General features: G+C 57.2%; 18 protein-coding genes. 8 read left to right on the forward strand and 10 right to left on the reverse strand.

Annotated features, from left to right (window positions below; translation table 11 throughout):
- Positions 1 to 5: 5 nt before the first annotated feature.
- Together ACWKWM_RS04215 and ACWKWM_RS04220 are read left to right on the forward strand one after the other, a co-directional pair.
- Positions 6 to 854, forward strand: coding sequence for a VOC family protein (locus ACWKWM_RS04215; protein ID WP_483844901.1), 849 nt, complete (start codon positions 6 to 8; stop codon positions 852 to 854).
- 44 nt (positions 855 to 898) lie between these two features.
- A complete protein-coding gene (locus ACWKWM_RS04220) occupies positions 899 to 2380 on the forward strand; it encodes an aldehyde dehydrogenase family protein (RefSeq protein ID WP_483844902.1) in 1482 nt (493 codons plus the stop codon).
- Between the two features lie 71 nt (positions 2381 to 2451).
- Here the strand turns inward: ACWKWM_RS04220 and ACWKWM_RS04225 are convergent, their stop codons facing one another.
- Positions 2452 to 3516 (reverse strand): hypothetical protein, encoded by a 1065-nt coding sequence (locus ACWKWM_RS04225; RefSeq protein ID WP_483844903.1) that lies wholly within the window; start codon positions 3514 to 3516, stop codon positions 2452 to 2454.
- A gap of 294 nt (positions 3517 to 3810) precedes the next feature.
- Here ACWKWM_RS04225 and ACWKWM_RS04230 point away from each other — a divergent pair, with 294 nt between their 5' ends.
- The 5 genes from ACWKWM_RS04230 to ACWKWM_RS04250 all read left to right on the forward strand — a co-directional run bounded on the left by ACWKWM_RS04230 (position 3811) and on the right by ACWKWM_RS04250 (position 10396).
- On the forward strand, positions 3811 to 5127 hold the full coding sequence (locus tag ACWKWM_RS04230) for a PucR family transcriptional regulator (protein ID WP_483844904.1): 1317 nt from the start codon (positions 3811 to 3813) through the stop codon (positions 5125 to 5127).
- 165 nt (positions 5128 to 5292) lie between these two features.
- Complete coding sequence (locus tag ACWKWM_RS04235; RefSeq protein WP_483844905.1) at positions 5293 to 6276, forward strand: hypothetical protein; 984 nt, start codon at positions 5293 to 5295, stop codon at positions 6274 to 6276.
- Positions 6277 to 6378: 102 nt separating this feature from the next.
- The gene (locus ACWKWM_RS04240; RefSeq protein WP_483844906.1) at positions 6379 to 7374 is read left to right on the forward strand and encodes a SphA family protein; all 996 of its coding nucleotides are present in this window, start codon (positions 6379 to 6381) and stop codon (positions 7372 to 7374) included.
- A 146-nt stretch (positions 7375 to 7520) separates the two neighbouring features.
- Positions 7521 to 8144 (forward strand): TetR/AcrR family transcriptional regulator, encoded by a 624-nt coding sequence (locus ACWKWM_RS04245; RefSeq protein WP_483844907.1) that lies wholly within the window; start codon positions 7521 to 7523, stop codon positions 8142 to 8144.
- Between the two features lie 122 nt (positions 8145 to 8266).
- Positions 8267 to 10396, forward strand: a complete 2130-nt coding sequence (locus ACWKWM_RS04250; protein WP_483844908.1) for a TonB-dependent siderophore receptor — start codon at positions 8267 to 8269, stop codon at positions 10394 to 10396.
- 143 nt (positions 10397 to 10539) lie between these two features.
- Here the strand turns inward: ACWKWM_RS04250 and ACWKWM_RS04255 are convergent, their stop codons facing one another.
- The 8 genes from ACWKWM_RS04255 to ACWKWM_RS04290 all read right to left on the reverse strand — a co-directional run bounded on the left by ACWKWM_RS04255 (position 10540) and on the right by ACWKWM_RS04290 (position 17785).
- The gene (locus ACWKWM_RS04255) at positions 10540 to 11301 is read right to left on the reverse strand and encodes a 1,6-dihydroxycyclohexa-2,4-diene-1-carboxylate dehydrogenase (RefSeq protein WP_483844909.1); all 762 of its coding nucleotides are present in this window, start codon (positions 11299 to 11301) and stop codon (positions 10540 to 10542) included.
- 9 nt (positions 11302 to 11310) lie between these two features.
- Complete coding sequence (benC, locus tag ACWKWM_RS04260) at positions 11311 to 12333, reverse strand: benzoate 1,2-dioxygenase electron transfer component BenC (protein ID WP_483844910.1); 1023 nt, start codon at positions 12331 to 12333, stop codon at positions 11311 to 11313.
- A gap of 10 nt (positions 12334 to 12343) precedes the next feature.
- Entirely contained in the window at positions 12344 to 12832 is a 489-nt protein-coding gene (gene benB / locus ACWKWM_RS04265) for a benzoate 1,2-dioxygenase small subunit (RefSeq protein ID WP_483844911.1), read from the reverse strand.
- Complete coding sequence (locus ACWKWM_RS04270) at positions 12829 to 14220, reverse strand: Rieske 2Fe-2S domain-containing protein (protein ID WP_483844912.1); 1392 nt, start codon at positions 14218 to 14220, stop codon at positions 12829 to 12831. The genes benB and ACWKWM_RS04270 overlap by 4 nt, the downstream gene beginning before the upstream one ends.
- 108 nt (positions 14221 to 14328) lie before the next feature.
- Positions 14329 to 15276, reverse strand: a complete 948-nt coding sequence (locus ACWKWM_RS04275) for an AraC family transcriptional regulator (RefSeq protein ID WP_483844913.1) — start codon at positions 15274 to 15276, stop codon at positions 14329 to 14331.
- A gap of 100 nt (positions 15277 to 15376) precedes the next feature.
- A complete protein-coding gene (catA, locus tag ACWKWM_RS04280) occupies positions 15377 to 16282 on the reverse strand; it encodes a catechol 1,2-dioxygenase (protein WP_483844914.1) in 906 nt (301 codons plus the stop codon).
- A 61-nt stretch (positions 16283 to 16343) separates the two neighbouring features.
- The gene (gene catC, locus ACWKWM_RS04285; protein ID WP_483844915.1) at positions 16344 to 16634 is read right to left on the reverse strand and encodes a muconolactone Delta-isomerase; all 291 of its coding nucleotides are present in this window, start codon (positions 16632 to 16634) and stop codon (positions 16344 to 16346) included.
- Between the two features lie 29 nt (positions 16635 to 16663).
- Positions 16664 to 17785 carry a muconate cycloisomerase family protein gene (locus ACWKWM_RS04290; RefSeq protein WP_483844916.1) on the reverse strand — a complete coding sequence of 374 codons (1122 nt, stop codon included), beginning with the start codon at positions 17783 to 17785 and terminating at the stop codon, positions 16664 to 16666.
- A 102-nt stretch (positions 17786 to 17887) separates the two neighbouring features.
- Here ACWKWM_RS04290 and ACWKWM_RS04295 point away from each other — a divergent pair, with 102 nt between their 5' ends.
- Positions 17888 to 18754, forward strand: coding sequence for a LysR family transcriptional regulator (locus ACWKWM_RS04295; protein ID WP_483844917.1), 867 nt, complete (start codon positions 17888 to 17890; stop codon positions 18752 to 18754).
- 108 nt (positions 18755 to 18862) lie between these two features.
- Here ACWKWM_RS04295 and ACWKWM_RS04300 read toward each other — a convergent pair whose 3' ends face one another.
- Complete coding sequence (locus ACWKWM_RS04300; protein WP_483844991.1) at positions 18863 to 19648, reverse strand: cyclase family protein; 786 nt, start codon at positions 19646 to 19648, stop codon at positions 18863 to 18865.
- Positions 19649 to 19972 lie beyond the last annotated feature (324 nt).

Consider the following 19972-nt stretch of genomic DNA (forward strand, 5'->3'; position numbering starts at 1 on the left):
TATCCATGACAACCCTTCAGACATCAACACCGGCCCAACTGTGCTACCTGCATCTGGCAAGCAAAGACCCTCAGCGCCAAGTGGATTTCTACACTCGCATGCTGGATATGACCGCCTTGCCGCAGCCTGATGGCAGCCATGTCATGCGCGGCCTCAAGCGCGCCGCGATCATTTCATCGGCCGATCACAGCGGCCTGTTGGCGGCCGCCTACAACCTGCACTCCACAGACAAGCTGGAGGCCTTGCGCCAACAGCTCACCCAGCGCGGTTGCCCGATGGAGTCACTGGCTTCACCGCTGCTTGAGTCAGGCGCATTCGCGATCCGTGACCCACAGGGTCGCCAAACCGTTTTTGGTGTTGCCGTCGCCGATGCCGTCGAGCCGCTACAGGGAATGCCGGCGCGCTTGCAGCATGTGGTGTTCCAGACCACGGAGCTGGAGACCATCGTCGATTTCTACGTGAATATCGTCGGGTTCACCATTTCCGACAACGTTGTGGATCAGGAAACCGGCAAAGTCATGGTGGTGTTCCTGCGCTCTGACGATGAGCACCACTCTCTGGCGTTCTTCCGTGGATCGAACAATGAATGGGATCACCATTGCTACGAAACCAATGAGTGGAACGACATCCGCGACTGGGGCGACCGGTTTGCCAAAGAGCGCATCAGTATCTTTTTCGGACCTGGCCGACACGGCCCAGGCAACAACCTGTTTTTCATGGTTGTGGACGCCGACCGCAATCGCCTGGAGTTTTCGGCGGAACTGGAAATCAAGCACGCCGAGCATGAAGCCGGAGTGTGGCCACAGAGCGAATACACCTTGAACTCTTGGGGTCGTGCGTGGATACGCACTTGACGCCTCACGCCAACGAGTCCTTTCGAACCGATCACGGAGTTCCCATGAGCAATCAGACTGCCCCTGCCCCGTTTGTCATTCAGGGCCACCAATACATCAACGGTCACTGGCGCGCTGGCCGTTCAACCAAACGGCTGGACAACCGCAATCCGTTCAACAACGCGTTGTTGCTGGAAATGCCCCTCGCCTCCGTTGATGACCTGCACGAGGCGTACCTGGCGGCGGAAAAAGCCCAGGTGGAGTGGGCTGCACTACATGCTGGCCAACGTGCCGTGCTGCTCGAAAAACTTGCGGTCGTTGTTGACCAGCGTCGGGAAGAAATCATCGACTGGCTGATCAAAGAGTCCGGCAGCACGCGAATCAAGGCCAGCATCGAATACCAAAGCACGCTGAATCTGGTCCGCGAGTGCGCCAGCATGCCGATGCACGTAGAGGGTCGTATTCTGACCAGCTACAAGCCAGGCGAGCAGAGCTTCGTGTTCCGCGATCCGCTGGGGGTGGTGGGCGTCATCAGCCCCTGGAATTTTCCGTTATACCTGAGCATGCGGTCTGTGGTGCCTGCCCTGGCGTTGGGTAATACCGTGGTGCTCAAGCCGGCGAGTGATACGGCTGTAACCGGCGGCCTGCTGATTGCCTACCTGCTGGAAGCAGCAGGTTTCCCCAGCGGAACACTCAATGTCGTCGTGGGCGCTGGCTCCGAGATTGGAGACGCCTTCGTCGAACACTCGGTACCGCGCCTGATCTCTTTCACAGGTTCCACCGACGTCGGTCGTAACGTGGGACGGATCGCCACCGGTGGCAAGCACATCAAGCGCGTAGCACTGGAGTTGGGGGGCAACGCCCCGTTGGTGGTCCTCGACGACGCCGACATCGAAGTAGCGGCCCACGCGGCAGTCGTCGGTCGCTTCCTGCACCAAGGCCAGATTTGCATGAGCGTCAACCGGGTGATTGTCGATCGTTCGCTCTATCCGGCATTCGCCGAGCTGGTGGTTGAGCGGGTGCGCAAACTCAAAGTTGGCGATCCCCATGATGCCGACACGGTGATCGGGCCTGTGGTCAATCATTCGCAGTTGAACGGGCTGCTGCAAAAAATCGACCACGCGCGCACCGGCGGACTCAAGCAACTGTTTGGTGGTGCTGCTGAGGGTCTGTTATTGCCGCCCCATGTCTTCGGCGAGGTCAGAAGCGATGACCCGCTGGCAAGCGACGAGACGTTCGGCCCGCTGTTGCCACTGTTGATCGCCGAAGATGAAGCCCATGCCTTGCGATTGGCCAACGGAACCGAATACGGACTGTCCAGCGCAGTGTTCACCAAAGACATGGCGCGGGGTCTGCAATTTGCGCGGGGCATTGTGGCGGGCATGACTCACATCAACGACATTACGGTGGATGACCAGCCAAATGCGCCATTCGGGGGGGAAAAGAACTCCGGCCTAGGCCGCTTCAATGGTCACTATGCCATTGATGAATTTACTCGAGCTCACTGGATCACCTGGCAACCGGGCGGTCATCAGTACCCGTTCTAAAGCACGGGACACAACGTGCAATCAGCCCCGATCGGGGCTGATTGTCATCGACGTCAAAACGCTGAAGCGTGTTATTCGTCATCGCCCCCCAGTGCTGCAACCTGGGCTTCAATGGACCTGATGCTCTGCTTATCGGATGCAGATTGCGGGCTCGCGCCACCTAAGGCTGCGTGGAATGGACATCCCACAAACTTCGGATCGTCCTTGTATTTTTCGATGTAATGCTCGGGAAATTGTTTGTCGAGGTCTTGGATGCCTTTGCGTACGTCCGCTTTTTCCTCACTGGACATATTCATCCTTTCCTCAATGTAACTTTCGGTCGGATCGTCAGAATTCATCTCCATCATGCCCATCATGTAGCCGGCCAGTTGCGGTAAAAGCTGCGCAGCGGCCGGGTCCGGTCGATCCACTTGCATGGTATCGAGGGTGGTCGTCAGCGACATGGAGCGCAGAAGTTGGTGGCCAAACCAATGGAGCTCTTTGGGGAAGAAACGGAAAACGAACTGCTCATGAATAGCTGTGATGATCAGGTTGCCACGCTCAAGTTTGGGTTTGGGAGCGTTTTCGAAGCCTTCGCAGAACTCGACCAAACCATCGAAACTGTCGGGATATCCAGTGATTGGCTGATCATTTTCAGCACGGAACAGTTGGCACATGTCGCGCCAGAACAGATGAGCGGCAATCTTCTCATTGTCGCTGAGCCCTGGAGCACCCATCTTCAACTTCAGGCGGTGCATCGTGATCGCGGTGAAGGCACAGACGTACACGTAATCATCGTTGTAAGAAAAGGCGCCCGGAAACTGTTTGGCCCAATGCGCGTGCAGATTGTTGATGCCCTCTACCGATTTGATCGTGCGGCTGTCCTGGGGGCCGTAAAACCACCAAAGCGCATTGGCGCTCCCCGTCTGTTCTACTCGCGAGGTAGAGCGGGCCACGACCTTGCCCCCGTCCTCGCGCCAGACTGCTCTTGAGCCCCAGTCGGTGACGACGAAGTTGGGAAACGTCAACGCATAGATGAAATTCTGCATGAAATCGTTCAGCCCGTAGCTGTTCGACAGACGCCAGATCTCAACGTAGTCCTTGTGAGGGTCAAGGGTCTGGATCTTGGCTTGAATCCACTTTTTTGGGGCAGTCATAGTGTTCCTCTCATCTTTGAATCGCACACGGCATTTACGATAAAGGGCCCGTGGGCCTCCCTTGATGCAGCTAGTGACCGTAGCCATTGCAGCGGGAGCCTGGGCCTTTCTCGATTGCCTGCCACCCTAGAACGTTAGCCCAGAAGAGTCTCCGGCCTGCGCAGCCAAGTTTGCGCAAGCTTTTGGTATTCCAGTACTACCGCCGCGCTACACTGGAACTTCGGGAGATTGACCTGTGTCAGTGCCTGAATAACGAACGCGCCACTGTTTGATCTGATGCGTAAGGAGTCACGCGTGAAGTCTGACCTATACCTGCACCTGCAGCCAAATACCTCGATAGAACAAGTATTTGCCGCTGCAGCGGTTGCTCCTCAGCAGTTGAATGAAGCCGTCGCTCAGATGGGGGAAGGTGGCGTGGCCTGGGCGTTGGAAGAAGCGGCAAAATCCCTTGAGCGTCTGCAAGGCGAGTTTCAAACGGTGCCCGACTTGCCGACGTCGGAAATACGTCTGAATCTGGAAACCCTGATCCTCGACATTTTCATGAGTTCAGTGCTGAAAAACAGCGATCACCACACACTTAAACTGATTCCGTCGATGGCACGACAGGCCGCTCGCCGGGAGGTGCCTTTCAGCAGCATCGTAAAAAATATGCGGGCCAATCAGATCAACTGGATCAACAGCTATTTTGCGGCGTCCGAATCCCGGACGCTCTCGCCGGCAACAGTGCAGCGGCTGGTCACCTGCGGTGCGGGAGTGGTCGATGAACTGATTGAGTACTTTGTGCTCGCGTATCTGGATGAGCGTCAATTGCTCATGGAAGGCCAGATCGCCAAACGTCGTGCCCTGGTCGAAAAGCTGATCACACACGAGGCTTCGCTGGACGAGGTCGACTTCAAGCAGATCAAGGATGATCACGGCCTTGACCTTCAGCACTTCCATATCGGGATCGTCATTTCCGACATCACCGCCAAACACAATGCTGACTTGAGCAAACTGCAACGAAATCTGCAGAAGGCGCTCGTCGGCGGCACAGCGCTCGTTGTCTCGGCCACCCAGCAAATCACCTGGGCCTGGGTAAGTACGCCGCACCCACCTACCCTCGTTCAGATCAGGCGCCTGGAAGACGCACTGGCTCACGTCACGGGCGCGCGATGTGCCTTGGGCGAAGCGGCCAATGGGCACGATGGATTCAGACGTACGCACCTGCAGGCACGTGATGTCGGCAGCGTCGGGACACCGTCCTCGATCAAAGGTGTCCTGCGCTGGTCGGATCATCTCCTGACGATTCTGCTCGGCCAGGATCTGGAAAAAGCCGCCTGGTACGTCCACTCAGTCCTGGGCCCTCTGGCCGAAAAATCGCCCAAGGCGGCAGCCCACCGCAAAACGCTTGGCGCTTACCTGCTGTCCGGCAACAGCTTGCTGCACGGCGCCGAGGCGCTGGGCATCCATCGCAATACGTTGGTCTATCGACTGCAGCAGATTGAGGCGCTTCTGAACCACTCTGCCCGGGAGAGAGAGCTGGAACTCCGCTGCGCGCTTCACCTCGTCGAACGCTTCGCGGAGCGCGTCCTCAAAGAAAACCTCACAGTGCTTGCCAAACCTGACCCGTGAGGTTTTCAGTCCAACGCGATGCATTGGTACTGCGGTACTAAAAACGGTCGCGCAACTGGTTTGCCAGACTGAAGATTAACGCGCCGATTCCTCATATTGTTCTGATCGTGTAAGGGCAGCCCGCAGAGGCTGCACCGCGTCTATAAAAACAAGAGAGGACCCGCCATGGCACGTCACTGGATTGCAGAACGAATTCGACAGCTAGACGCCACCACCGACTATGACGAAATCTGGAAGCTGGCCACCGCCTACCGGCCCACCGATTTCATCATGAATCTGATCTACGCCGTCACATTCCCCCACTTCTTCGTTCGTCGACTCGACGCCCTTCCATTGTTTGATGGCGGGGCGGGCAAGATTCTCAAAAAGCCAGACGCCAGGTCCGATGACACTTCGTGGAAGATGCAAGTGTGGTGGCACCACGGATCGCGGCATGACAAGACCCGGCAGAACGTCGAGTCCATCAACCGCATCCACGAGCATTACGCAAAGTCCTATCCCGAAAGCTTCGATCGCAATGGCACTTACATTTACACGCTGTGCTATGAGGCGGCGGGCATGCACCGACTGATGTTACGCGTTGGCATGAAGGGCATCTCTGATCAGGAAAAGACTGCAGCCGTGCATTACTGGGCAAACATGGCCAGAATTTTCCGCAATGCCACTTCCGGCGCCGCCCTTACAGACTTTCCAGAGAGCTTCGATGGCATCATGGCTTTCATGGATCTGTGGGAAAGTGAAGCAGTGCCCAAACACGAAATGGGGACTCCCGCTGCTACGGCGATTATTCAGCAGTTCGCTGACAAATATTTCCCCCGCCTTCTGCACCCGGTGGTCTTCAAATGGATCATCAGCCTGTATCCGGATCACCTGATCAGCGCTTACGACCTGAAGCGGCCCAGCACCTTCACGGTCAAGGTTTTCAGGAAATTGACCGCGTGGTTTCTGTGGTCCGGCGAACACATCGTCGCAGACCCTACCGACACCTTTACCGAGCGAAGAAGTGCCGCCAAACGTGCGCAGTGCCCTGTTGTGGCGTCTGGAAGTCAGCACGAAACAGCCTCCACTCGCGCACCACTCTCGGGATGCCCGCATCTTCGTCAGCAGCAGCTCGATGCTGCAGAAACGTGGGTGCAAAAAAATGACTGACATCCTCGCTGCCAAGACACGGCAGTGAGTTCGGTTGCCTGTCAGCCGAGAAAAATGTTGCACGCCTATAGCTGCTCACAAGACTAAAAATAGAGCTAATCCATGAAGATCAAACACACTGTACTGTGCTCTTTTCTTGCGCTTTCAGCGCACTGCGGCGGGTTAATGGCAGCCGACGGCCCGCCTCCACCGAGCGTCAGCGAACCTGCCGGCATCAATCTGGGCGGCACCAGTTTTTATGACGGCTTCGCGGGACTGCCTGGGTATTCGTACCAAACCTATCTGCGCTACAGCAGTGCCAGTTCGATTCGCGACAAAAGTGGAAACAAGGTCAAGGCCTTCGACGACCCGAAGATCACCAGCGCCCAATGGCTGAACCAAATCACCTACTACAGCCCGGATTCGATTGGCGCTGGCGGGCACCTGGGCTGGAGTTTTTTGCTTCCGATCATCGCGCTCGACGGTAGTTTTGGCTCCGGCGGACCCGCACTAAAAGACAATGCCACCGGTTTTGGGGACATCACTACCGGGCCTCTTATCCAGTTCGATCCTATTGTCGATGCTCACGGCAGACCCGTATTCGTTCAGCGTCTTTCGCTGGATGTCATCTTGCCAACCGGCAAATACGATGAGCACAAGGATATCAATGCCGGTGCCAACTTCTTCTCAGCTAACCCCTATTGGGCAGCGACCTGGATGCCCGCGCCTCGCTGGGAAATGAGCTGGCGCTGGTACTACCTCTATAACCTGAAAGATAAAGATCCTGCCAGTAGCACGCCGCAGGTATACCAAGGGCGAGCCGTAAACGACACCCAGGCAGGCCAGGCCTCTTGGATAAATTTCACCGCGTCTTACGAGATATTTCCCAACGTCTCGGCCGGTTTGAACGGCTACTACTTTCGACAGCTCTCGGACGACAAAGTCAACGGTAGCCAGCTCGAAGACTCTCGTGAAAAAGTCCTCGGTATAGGCCCTGGGTTATTCTGGAAAATTCGTGACGGCGACGGACTGTGGTTTAACGTGTATCAAGAGACGGGTGTTGAGAACCGCGCCAAGAATGACCTGTTCGTCACCCTCAGGGCTGCGTTCCATTTGTAGTCAAAAAGTCGGTGCCTGGTACTCGCGGCACCGACGACCTCGGCCCAATCGCTATTTCGGAGGAGCAAGCGGGGGCAATAAAAACCAATCTGCCGGTGCGTAGTGAGTAGAATTCGCCCTCATATTCCCACCCCGACGAATCACTCATGCGCACCAAAACAGACAAAAAGCGACAGGAAATCATAGATGCCGCCTTTGAAGTGTTTATCGAGATTGGTTTCGCACAAGCCGCAATGAGCGAAATCGCCGTGCGGGCGGGTGCATCGAAAGTCACCCTTTACAGCTATTTCCCATCAAAGGAAGAGCTGTTCACTGAGGTCATGTGTGAAAACGCGATCGTTGAGGTGAAAGCCGCATTTTCGTTGCTCGATCCGCAGCTCGCCATTCGCAAGACCTTGACCGACTTTGGGGTGCATTACCTCAATGCGGTACTGACACCCAAGATGCTTGCGGTACGCCGTCTGGCCGATCATGAAGGTGGCCGATCGGGCCTGGGCAAATTGTTTTACGAACGCGGGCCCAAGCGGGGATGGCAAATGGTCGCCGACCTGCTGGAAAACCATGTTCAAAGTGGCCAACTCAGACGCTGCGACACCTCGGTCGCAACGGCCCACCTCAGGGGCTTGTATGAAGCTGAGCTGATGGAAATGAGTATTTTAGGCGTGACGAATGCCAGCACGCCCAACCGTGTAAAGGATGTCGTGGAAAGGGCTGTCGATGTATTCATGCTTGCCTACGGTGGTGCTGGCGCCCTGCAGACCTCGCTTTGACGCCTGCCTGGCCGCGCCGCACCATTTCATGAGGATCGTTCGGGGATCACTGGTATCAACGGGCCGCTATCGTTAATAATAATGGTTATTATCTAGCATTCTATCTGGAACCTCCCCCTCCCATGTTTTTTCCCCGCTCACGAGCCGTATTCGTCATCTGCAGCGCATTGCCCTGCTACGCCCTCGCCGCCCAGCCGGCGCTGGAATTACCGTCGAGCAACGTTCAGGCCATTGGCGAGGAAAAAAAGGATGACACCCTTTACACCAGTCCTACGACAAACACCGCCAGCAAGACCGATACATTGATCAACGATGAAGCGCAGACGGTTAATACCGTGACCCATCAAACGCTGGACGACTACCAGGTTCGTTCACTTGATGATGCGATGAAGTTCGTCAGCGGCATCTCGCAGACCAACACGCTGGGCAATACCAAAGACGCCGTCATCAAGCGTGGTTTTGGTGCCAACGACGATGGCTCGATTCTGCGCGACGGTATCCGTTCGGTCGTAGGGCATAACCTCGGCGCGACCACTGATCACATCGAAGTGCTCAAAGGGCCGGCGTCTTTGCTGTACGGCGCGATGGATCCGGGTGGCCTTATCAACATCGTCAGCAAACAGCCACAGTTCTTACAGCAGACCACCCTGACAGGATCCGCCTTCAGTGAGGGCGGCGGCACCTTCGGCGTCGACACAACGGGGCCGGTGGGAGACACCGGCCTGGCCTATCGATTGATCGCCGAGCGCAGCCATGAAGATTACTGGCGCAATTTCGGTACCAACGAACACACGCTAGTCGCGCCTTCCCTGACTTGGGTCGGCGAACGTTCGAGCCTGACGCTCGCGTATGAAAATAACGATTATTCAGGGCCGTTCGATCGCGGCACGGTCTTCATCAACGGCAGCCCTGCCAACATCAGCTACAAAGACCGCCTCGACGAACATTGGGCCAGAGCCGGGGGTACTAGCGAAACGGCCACCGCTAAATTCGAGTATCAGCTCACCGATGACTGGAAATCGCGCCTGACCTATAGCTGGAACAATGATCGCTACACCCAGTCGATAGCCCAGCCCGCCGCAGCCGGATCGAACCTGGCAACAGGCGTATTGCGTCGCCAAGCCAATGGCGGCGTTTACGATTATGAAACCCGCTATACCGCACTCGACTTCATTGGCGACCAGCGCGTGTTCGGTCAACGTCACGAGATTCTGGCGGGTATCGACACCGAAGCCCAGGATCGTTATCGCGGCAATACCTATCGCAACACCAGTACCACAGCGGGCAATCTGAATATTAACGACCCGAGCTACGGCCGGCTGTCGGAGCCCGCCGTGGTGAGTCCAACACAAAGTGATGCCCGCAACGAACTGACCTCCACCTCGCTGTATCTCAAAGACAACTGGCACCTCAATGATCAATGGATTCTGGTGTTCGGCGGGCGTCAGCAACATTACGATCAATACGCTGACCAGGGTCTGGGAAGCGCCTACACCCGCCTTCGCGACAGCAATGGGGAGAAATTCATTCCCTTTGGTGGTGTGGTGTACCAGCCCACCGAGGCCTGGTCGGTGTATGCCAACTACAGTCGCTCATTCGTCCCGAACACCGATACTGACGACCAGGGCAATACCTTCAAGCCCGAGGAAGGTCGCAGCTATGAAATCGGATCGAAGTTCACGCCGTCCGATTCCCTGAGCGTCAACCTGGCCGTGTTCGATATCGTGAAGAAGAACGTCGTCACCACCTCCACCCTCGCCAATGGCGACACCGTTTCCGAGGCTGCCGGGAAAGTGGGCTCGCGCGGTGTGGAGCTGGATGTGACCGGGCGCCTGGCGCCGCGCTGGGACGTGATCGGCACCTACGCTTACACCCACACTGAAATCCTCGACGACCCCTCCGATGAAGGCAACCGGCTCAACAATGCGCCCATGCACACCGCCAGCCTGTACCTGACCCACCACTTGGCGATGCCCGAAAAAACCGGTAAATGGCACGTGGGCGGTGGTGGCCGCTATGTCGGCAAACGGCCCGGCGACAATGACAACAGCTTCTGGATGGACAGCTACGCCCTGGCAGATGCGTTCCTGCGTTGGGACTTGCCGGTATCGGGTTACAAAACGCGTTTACAGCTGAACGTGAACAACGTGTTCGACAAACGTTACTACCCGTCAAATACCGGCAGTGGGCAGTTGCAAGTCAACGAGGGCGAGCCTCGCACAGCACGTCTGACAGCAAGCGTTATCTTTTGATGGTAATGAGCCTGGTCTGTCTTGGGCTTCAATCCTTGACGGCACCCCGCTGACCCCTTCAGCGGGTGGCTGTGGTCATTGGTCGTGGACAGAGTTTTGCGACGCATTGCGTTAGGGTGTGAGGTTCAGGCATCAACGCGGCATCACCCCAGATCGCCGCCGCCCACCGGTAAGGTCACACCGGTAATGTAGGAGGCCTCATCGGAAGCCAGAAACAAAATGGCCGAGGCCTGCTCATCGATGGTCCCGTAGCGTTTCATCAAGCTGCTTTCGATTGTCTGGTCGACGATTTGTTGGTACCAATCCTTCTCCTGCTCGCTCTGCGGCTGGCTGTTGCGCGGAATGCGACGCGGTGGCGCTTCGGTGCCGCCGGGCGCTGTGGCGTTGACGCGTATCCCGCTGCCGGCAGTCTCCAGCGCCAGGCATGCGGTCAGCGCATTGACGCCACCCTTGGCCGCGCCGTAAGGCACCCGATTGATGCTGCGTGTGGCGATCGATGACACGTTGACGATAGCGCCGCTGCCTTGCGCGAGCATGTAGGGCAATACGCTGTGGCAGCACCACAAAGTCGGGAACAGAGAGCGACGAATTTCAGCTTCAATCTCATCTTCGGCATAGTGCTCGAAGGGCTTGGCCCAGATCGTCCCGCCCACGTTGTTGATCAGAATGTCGATGCGCCCGAAACGCTCTTTGGTCGCAGCCATCACCTGCGCGCACTCCACGTGGCGCTCAAGGTCAGCAGTCAACGTCAGTACACGGTCATGCTGCAGCTCATGAACCAGTTCGGAGCGGTCGACGGCCACCAAAAACGCGCCCTCTTCCAGCAAACGCTCGGCGACCCGTCGGCCGATACCTTGAGCTGCGCCGGTCACCAGCGCGACCTTATCGTTGAAACGTGAGTTCATTACATCTCCTCAGGCGGCATCGCCGGTCACGATTGCGTTGGGCGTGAACTTCTCGTAATAGAAGTTAATCGGGGCGACACCCTGATCCTTGAAATACTGGCGTACCGCATCAACCATGGGCGGTGGCCCGCAGAGATACACATCGACCTCGCCGTCGTTGAGCGCGCCCGCCGCCATGTGTTGAGTGACATAGCCTTGTTGCGGATGACGGGTCTGAGGGTCGGCAACGCAGGTCACGAAAGTGAAGTTCGGCAGGCGCAAGGCCAAGGTTTCCAGGGCTTCGACCATCACCAGATCCTGATCGCGGGTTACGCCATAGATCAGCGACACTTTCTGCGTTTCACCACGTTCAGCGAGCACCTGGAGCATCGACAGAAACGGCGCAAGCCCGGTGCCACCGGCCAGAAAAAGTAGTGGTCGCGTTACGGCACGCAGGTAAAAGCTGCCGAGCGGCCCGGTCATCGGGACGCTGTCGCCTGCCTGAGCACGGGTCAACCAACTGCTCATCAAGCCGCCCTGCACCTGCTTGATCAAGAAGCTCGCGTGCTTTTCACCGGGGCGACTGCTGAATGAGTACGAACGGGTCTGTTCGCTACCGGGCACGCCGATGTTGACGTATTGGCCGGGCAGAAACGCCGGCGCCTGGTCCAGATCGAAGCTGATCTCGATCGCGGCATCGGCATGGGCGGTAATGCGCGTGACGCTGGCGGCAAATTGGGCCGTCCCGGTTTTGCAGAGAGTCGAGGACACAGGCACCGCGATCACGCAGTCCGATTCGGGCACCATCTGGCAGGTCAGCACCTGGCGCTCTTGCGCCTCGTCCTCAGTCAGCGCGTCCTCGATGTAGTCGTCGCCCAGATCATAGGCACCGGTTTCACAGCGGCATTTACAGGTGCCGCACACGCCGTCCGAGCAATCCATGGGCAGGTTGATACGCTGGCGAAAGGCGGCGTCGAGCACCTTCTCACCCACTTTACAGTCGATGAAACGGGTCACTCCGTCTTCAAAATTGAGGGCGATGGAATACGTCATGGGCTTGTCCTCAGATGTGATAGATGTCGATGACCTGATGGATGTAATCGTTCTTGAGCACCACCTTCTTGCGCGTGATCAGCGGTTGTTGCGCGCTGACATCCAGGCGATAGAAAGAAGTGCCGAAGTACGAGTCCGTGGTCTTGTATCGATGGCTGAGGGTTTGCCAGTTGAAACGCAGTTCCACATTTGTACCCTCTTCGCTGAGCACCTCCAGATTGGCGATGAAATGTGCGGTGCGAGGCTCAGGTGTACTGGCGCTGGAGCGCTCGGTTTTGATGCGGAACACGCGATCCTCCAGGCCATCGCGGCTGGGGTAATAGATCAGCGAGATTTCGCTCTGTGGGTCTTGCGTCAGCGTGTCGTGGTCGTCCCACGCAGGCATCCAGAACTCGGCGTCGGGCGAGTAGCATTCCAGCCATTCGTCCCACTGGCGGTCATCCAGCAGCCGCGCTTCGCGGTAGAGAAAAGCCAACAGGCTGTCACGGGAAATGCTCATGGGCGTTCACTCCCCTCGACAGCAGCCTTGTCAGTGGCAATCAGGCCTTGCTGTTCAATCTTGATCGCTCGCTGCAGGGTCTCTGCCCAGTGGGCGTGCTGGCGCACGAACAAGCCTTCATCCTCGGTTTTCACGCCACTGAGCTGCGGGTTCATGCCCATGGCGCGCGCATTGTCGTCAGCGCCTTCGATCCATTGTTTAGCGCCCCGGCTAAGGTCGTTCCACAGACTGGTCGCACCCTGATAACCCGTCTGACAGGCGCGAAACTCCTCCAGATCATCGGGGGTTCCCATACCACTGACGTTGAAAAAGTCCTCGTACTGACGAATCCGGGTCGTGCGCTCCTGGGCGCTTTCACCCTTGGGTGCCATGCAGTAGATGGTCACTTCAGTCTTATCGACAGAAATTGGCCGCACCACGCGGATCTGCGTTGAGAACTGATCCATGAGGTAGACGTTGGGATACAGGCACAGGTTGCGGGTCTGGTCGACGATGAAATCCGCGCGCTCTTGCCCCAGGCGCTCGGCAAGGGCCGCTCGGTGTGCATGAACTGGACGCACCTCGGGGTTGAGCAGACGGGTCCAGAGCAGGATGTGACCGTGCTCGAACGCATAGACACCGCCCAGGCTCTTGGACCAACCATTGGCGTCTACCGTGCGCGTGCCTTCGGCCTCGTAATTGCGTCGGCCCATGGTTGCCGAGTAATTCCAGTGCACAGAGCTGACGTGATAACCGTCGGCACCGTTCTCGATTTGTAATTTCCAGTTGCCGTCGTAGACGTAGGAGGAACTGCCACGCAACACCTCTAACCCCTCAGGCGCCTGATCGACCATCTGATCGATGATGACCCGGGTTTCGCCCAGGTAATCACTCAACTCCGGAACGGCCTCGCTGAGACTGCCAAAAAGAAAGCCGCGATAATTTTCGAAGCGGCCCAGCCGCGTCAGGTCGTGAGAGCCATCGCAATCAAAGCTGTCAGGGTAAGCGCCGGTCTTGGCGTCTTTGACTTTGAGCAGCTTACCGGCGTTGCTGAATGTCCAGCCATGGAACGGGCAGGTAAATGAACCTTTATTACCTTGCTTGCGGCGGCACAACATCGCGCCGCGGTGTGCGCAGGCATTGATCAACCCATGCAACGCACCTTGTTTGTCGCGGGTGACAACGACGGGCTGACGGCCGATGTAGGTGGTGAAGTAGTCATTGATTTCAGGCACCTGGCTTTCGTGCGCCAGGTAGACCCAACCGCTTTCAAAGATGTGCTTCATCTCCAGCGCAAACAGTTCAGTGTCGGTAAAAATGTCGCGGCGGCAACGGAAGACTCCAGTAACGGGATCGTCCTGAACGGATTCGCGCAGTTGATGGGCGAGTCTGTCGAGTGTGCTGATCATGGGGTAGGCCCTCGGTTGTTCTTGTATCAGGCCCCCTCACCCTACTTCTTCGCCGCCTCCATCAATATCCAGTGTCTGCTAATCGTTATCCACTCAGTGCAAAGCCTCTCAATGGGGGCGGCGTCGGGTCTGTGAAGGCAACTCACCGAAGCGTTTGCGGTAGGCCTCCGAAAAGCGCCCCAAATGCAAAAAACCGTGGTCCAGCGCCACTTCGGTCACACTGCGAGCACTCGCTGACTGCAAGGCTTCATGCACACGCTCAAGTTTGCGTTGGCGTATGTAATCGCGGGGAGTCAATCCGATCTGACGCTCAAACATGGTGTACAGAGAACGCTCACTCACTCGTGCGACGCTGACCAGTTGTTCAATGGCGATGTCTTTGGTCAGGTTTTCTTCAATGAACTGTCGCACCGGTTCAAATCCACCGTGTTCTTCAGACGCAGGGATGATGCGCAACACGTTGCTGGCGAGCAATCCCAGCAGTTTGCTGGCGACGATGCGTTCGTATAGCCCCTGGACTTGCGGGTCGGCACCGTTCTCGGCTTCGTGGCAAATAAGCCCGAGCAGTTGCACGAAACCCTCGATCTGCGCTAGCTGGTGGCGCGCAGCATCAAAGCGAATCCCGTGTGGCGGCAAAGTCCAGTGCTGGTCCAGACAGGCGTTTTCCAGCAGCCTCACCGGCAACTTGACGATGAATTTTTCGCAGTCCGCCGAATACGTCAGGTCCACCGGGTCATCGGGATTGATCAACAGAATCTCGCCGGTCCGCAAGAGCTGTTCCTTGCCGTGGACGACAGATCGGCAGTGGCCCTGAAGCAGGATCTGCAGGTGATAGACACTTTCCAGCGCATCAGATGTGACCTGTACCGGCGCGCCATAACTGATTCGGCACAAGTCCAGGGTGGAAAACGTACGATGGCTGATGCTCGCCTCGGGGCGGCCTACGGGCGGCAGGCGAATGCGGTGAGTGCCTACATGCTTGTTAACGTACTCCGACACGGCATAGGCATCGGCACGCTCGAAAATCTGGCTGCGATCACTCAATAACACGGTCATGTTCACGCCTCTTTAGTTTTATTATTCAAGGCCAGGCTGAAGCCAAAAAGCCTGCGTCAGCAATCGCTGCGCAGGCTCGGACATCAAGCGACAGGGTAAGTCACACCTCAAGCGCCCTCACCCGCTCAGGACGGCTTTCATCCTCGGGAGCAGCGGTAGGTTGAAGCACAAAATCGAACTCGATGTCAGCACGCTGGCCATCGGCGTTTTCACTGAAATTAATCTCGGCAATCAGCTCATCACGCGTTGCGTAAGCGAAGTCATCGTGCAGGTATTGATCGCCCGCCAGGTTGATTTGCGTGGTCAGATGACGATGTCCCGGCGCCGAGATAAAGAAGTGAATATGTGCAGGGCGCTGACCGTGACGCCCCAACTGATCCAGCAGTTGCTGGGTCGGACCGTCCGGCGGGCAACCATAGCCCGAGGGCACGATGCTTTGGAAGCGGTAGCGGCCCTCGGCGTCAGTCAAGATACGGCGACGCAGATTGAACTCGGACTGCGAAGGATCGAAATACGAGTAAGTGCCGCCAGTGTTCGCGTGCCAGACATCGACTACTGCATTGGCCAGCGGCTCGTTATCGGTGCCACGCACCTGCCCTGTCATGAACAACACCGTGCCAGGGTCCTGGCCATCATCCAGGCGGGCGTAGTGCTCTGACAAGGGAGCACCGGCCACGTACAGCGGGCCTTCGATGGTGCGAGGCGTACCGCCGGTATGACCGGCCTGTTCATCTTCAGCGTCCATCAGCAGGTCCAGATAATGCTCCAGCCCCAGGCCCGCAACGATCAGCCCTGCCTCTTGGCGGCTGCCCAGATCATTCAGGTAATTGACGGCTTTCCAGAACTCTTCCGGGGTTATCTGCAAATCCTCGATGATTTTGATCGAGTCATTCAGCACACGGTGAACGACGTTCTTCATCCGCTGGTTGCCAGTTGGCTGATCGAAGCCGGATGCTTTTTCGAAGAATTGCTGCACTTCAGCTGTTTGGGAAATACGAACGGTCATGGTCTTTGTCCTCATCACTATTATTTATCTTGTCGATGTCAGTGCTGCAAACCTTCTGAACTCAGCGGTCGTCGGCATGAATCGACGACGGATGGCGGCACATCGGCGTGACTTCGATTTCCATGTAGGGATACAGCGGCAATTGCATCAACGTGTCATGCAGCGTCTGGTTATCCGGCACATCGAATACGCTGACATTGGCGTAGAGGCCAGCGAGACGCCATAGATGGCGCCAGATGCCTTCTTGTTGCAGACGCTGGGCCAATTCCTTCTCATCGGCCTTTAGCTGGTTGGCCTTTTCAACTGGCATATCGGTCGGCAGTTTGACGGTCATGCGTACGTGGAAAAGCATGCTGTGAGTATCCTTTTTGTAATGGCTGATCAGCGGCGCGCAAAGCGCGAAAGACGTTCTTCATCCAGCTCGATTCCCAAACCGGGTGTGTGGGGAATCATCAGCTGGAAGTCTCGATACACGGGGGGTTCAACCAAAATGTCTTCGGTCAACAGCAGCGGCCCGAACAGCTCGGTATGCCACTCCAGCTTGTCGAGCGTGGCGAATGCGTGAGCGGATGCCAGCGTGCCGATGCTGCCCTCAAGCATGGTGCCGCCGTACAGCCCGATGCCTGCGGCCTGAGCTATCGCGGCCGTGCGCAATACCGCCAGTGGGCCTCCGGTCTTGGCGATTTTTAGCGCAAAGATAGACGCAGCGCCCATTTGCGCGAGGGCAAAGCTGTCCTGAACCGACTCGATCGCTTCATCGGCCATCAGCGGTATTGGACTGTGAGCACTGAGCCGCACCATACCCGGACGATCGTAACGGGACAGCGGTTGCTCGATCAGCTCGACGCCTGCATCGGCCAGCAGGCGGCAGGCGCGAATGGCGACGGCCTCGCTCCATGCCTGGTTGATATCGACGCGTACGCTGGCGCGATCACCAAGGGCACGTTTGATCGCCGCCACGTGGGCGATATCGCGGGCCGATTCCCCGGCTCCGATCTTCACCTTGAAGTGGCGGTGGCGACGCAAGTCGAGCATGCGCTCGGCTTCCTCGATGTCCCGGGCCGTATCGCCGCTGGCAAGCGTCCACGCGACTTCCACGCCATCTCGCACGCGACCGCCCAGCACTTCCGCCACCGGCAGCCCAAGGCGCTTGCCCTGTGCATCGAGCAAGGCTGTCTCCACGGCGGAACGCGCAAATGTGTTGCCGCGAATAGCGCGGTCAACCCGTTGCATGGCGGCGTTGAGATTAGTGGCGTCTTGCCCTATCAGCAAAGGACCGAACCATTTATCGAGATTGACCTTGATGCTTTCGGGGCTTTCGCCAGCGTAAGCCAGCCCTCCGATGGTCGTGGCCTCACCGACGCCAATGATGCCGTCGCTGGATTGAATGCGCAGAATGACCAGCGTCTGGCCGTGCATGGTGTGCATGGCCAGCTTGTGCGGTCTGATAGTAGGGAGGTCGACGATTTGTGTATCGAAGCGTTCGATGGTGATAGCGGTCATGAGCGTTCCGTCTGCATTGTGTTTGTTATTGGTCAGAGATTGACGCTGGGCAAGCGGACCGTCCAATATTGATTAGGTCTGGTTTGATACCTTGGAGGTATCGTGGAACTTCGTCATTTGCGCTACTTCCGGGTGCTTGCGCATACCCTCAACTTCACCCGTGCCGCCGAAGAACTGAACATTGCCCAGCCTCCGCTGAGTCGACAGATCCAGCAATTGGAGGAGGAGTTGGGGGTCGCGTTACTGGAGCGCTCTAGACCCGTGCGGCTGACCGCTGCCGGTCGTTTTTTTCACGAGCACTCCAGCCAACTTCTTGACCAACTGGCGCGCGTTGGCGACGACACACGTCGTGTTGCTACGGACCAAAAACGCTGGCTAGGGATCGGTTTCGCCCCCTCTACCTTGTACGGCGCACTGCCTGAATTAATCCGTCAATTGCGCGGCCTGGGCGATGTCGAGCTAGGGCTGTCCGAGCTGATTACATTGCAACAGCTCGAAGCGTTGAAGACTGGCCGCATCGATATCGGATTCGGCAGGATGATCTTCGATGACCCCACCATCACTCAGGAAATTTTACGTCAGGACCCACTCGTGGCGGCACTCCCCGCCGGACATCCTCTGTTAACCGGTCCCGTCACTCTCGAACAGCTGGCTGCCGAGCCGTTCGTTCTTTACCCTGGTTCACCGCGCCCTAGTTATGCCGACCATGTACTTGGCATTTTTTCAGCTCAAGGTCTGAAAATTCGCGTCGTACAAACGGTAAATGAGCTACAAACGGCCATCGGTCTGGTGGCGGCTGGCATCGGCGTCACATTGGTACCCGCTTCAGTTCAGAGACTGCATCGCGACGACATTGGCTACACGCCGCTGTTGGACAGCAGCGCGACTTCGCCCATCGTTGTGAGCTTTCGTGCAGGCGACGCATCGCCGGTATTACACCAATGCCTACAGCTGTTATCCAAAAAATAGAGCTCGCTCTTTTGGCACCAAGGCCCCAATCCGTCGTGTTCGCAATCTCCTGAGCCCCGACGTCGAAAATAAAAGCAGCTCACCAATCGCCTCAACGCCCGTGCGCATTCAACCCTCGAATATCGCCACGGCCCGCACGAAACCGGCGGACGCATGCTTTATTTTGTAGGGAAAGCACGAGACAAGAAACCCGGTTGAGGGCAGCGTATGCAGGTTCGCCAGTTTTTCCATTTGCCCGTAACCAATGTCTCGTCCAGCTTTGTGGCCTTCCCAAATGATGGATGCATCGCCATTCGCCGCGAAACGTTCACGGGTGTATTTGAAGGGTGCGTCCCAGCTCCAGGCATCGGTACCCACCACCCGTATACCGCGCTCTAAAAGATAAAGCGTGGCTTCACGACCGATACCTACCCCGGCGTCCAGATAGCCCGGCTGGCCAAAAATATCGCCGGCGCGGGTGTTGATCAGCACGATGTCCAAAGGTTGGAGGGTGTGATTGATGCGAGACAGTTCGGCTTCTATTTCTGCAGCGCTTACCACATGCCCGTCAGGAAAATTACGGAAATCCAGCTTCACACCGGGTTGCAGACACCACTCCAGTGGCAGCTCATCAATACCAAAAGCGGGCTGTCCGCCATTGGTGGTAGAGGCGTAGTGCCAAGGCGCATCCATGTGGGTGCCGCTGTGGGTGGTAATTTGCAGGTACTCGGCAGCCCAGGATTCTTGTCCCGGCATCTGATCGAGCTCAAGACCTGGAAACATGGCCGACATCTCAGGCCAGCCCTGCTGGTGATCCATGTAATCGATTTTTGGCAACAAACTGGGCGGGTCGGTATAGGGGTTGTTTTCCAGGGTCACCGAGAGGTCGACCAGCCGACGCGTACTCTTGACCAACAGGTGATTTGCTTGAGACACGAATAGGTACTCCGCCGCAGAACCCGGATCGGAAAAGTGCGGGCTCAGACTTGCGATGCCCGCACATTTGGCAGTACCAACGACGCATCGTCAGCACGCTCGTCCTGGCCAGGTATTTTTATTTTCGACGCAGATAAGGGCCGCGTCGCTATCATCAAGGGTCTGCGTAAAACCGCAATTTTACTAATCGCATCTGAGGATAGGTTGTATCTGCCCGCGCGATACATGCGGCATCAGTGCGCAGCGGAAATCAGATCTTGCTGCCCCGGCGAGTATCGTGCTCCACGATACCTGCCATCCCGA

It is taken from the genome of Pseudomonas rosaeacicularis (genome assembly GCF_057128745.1).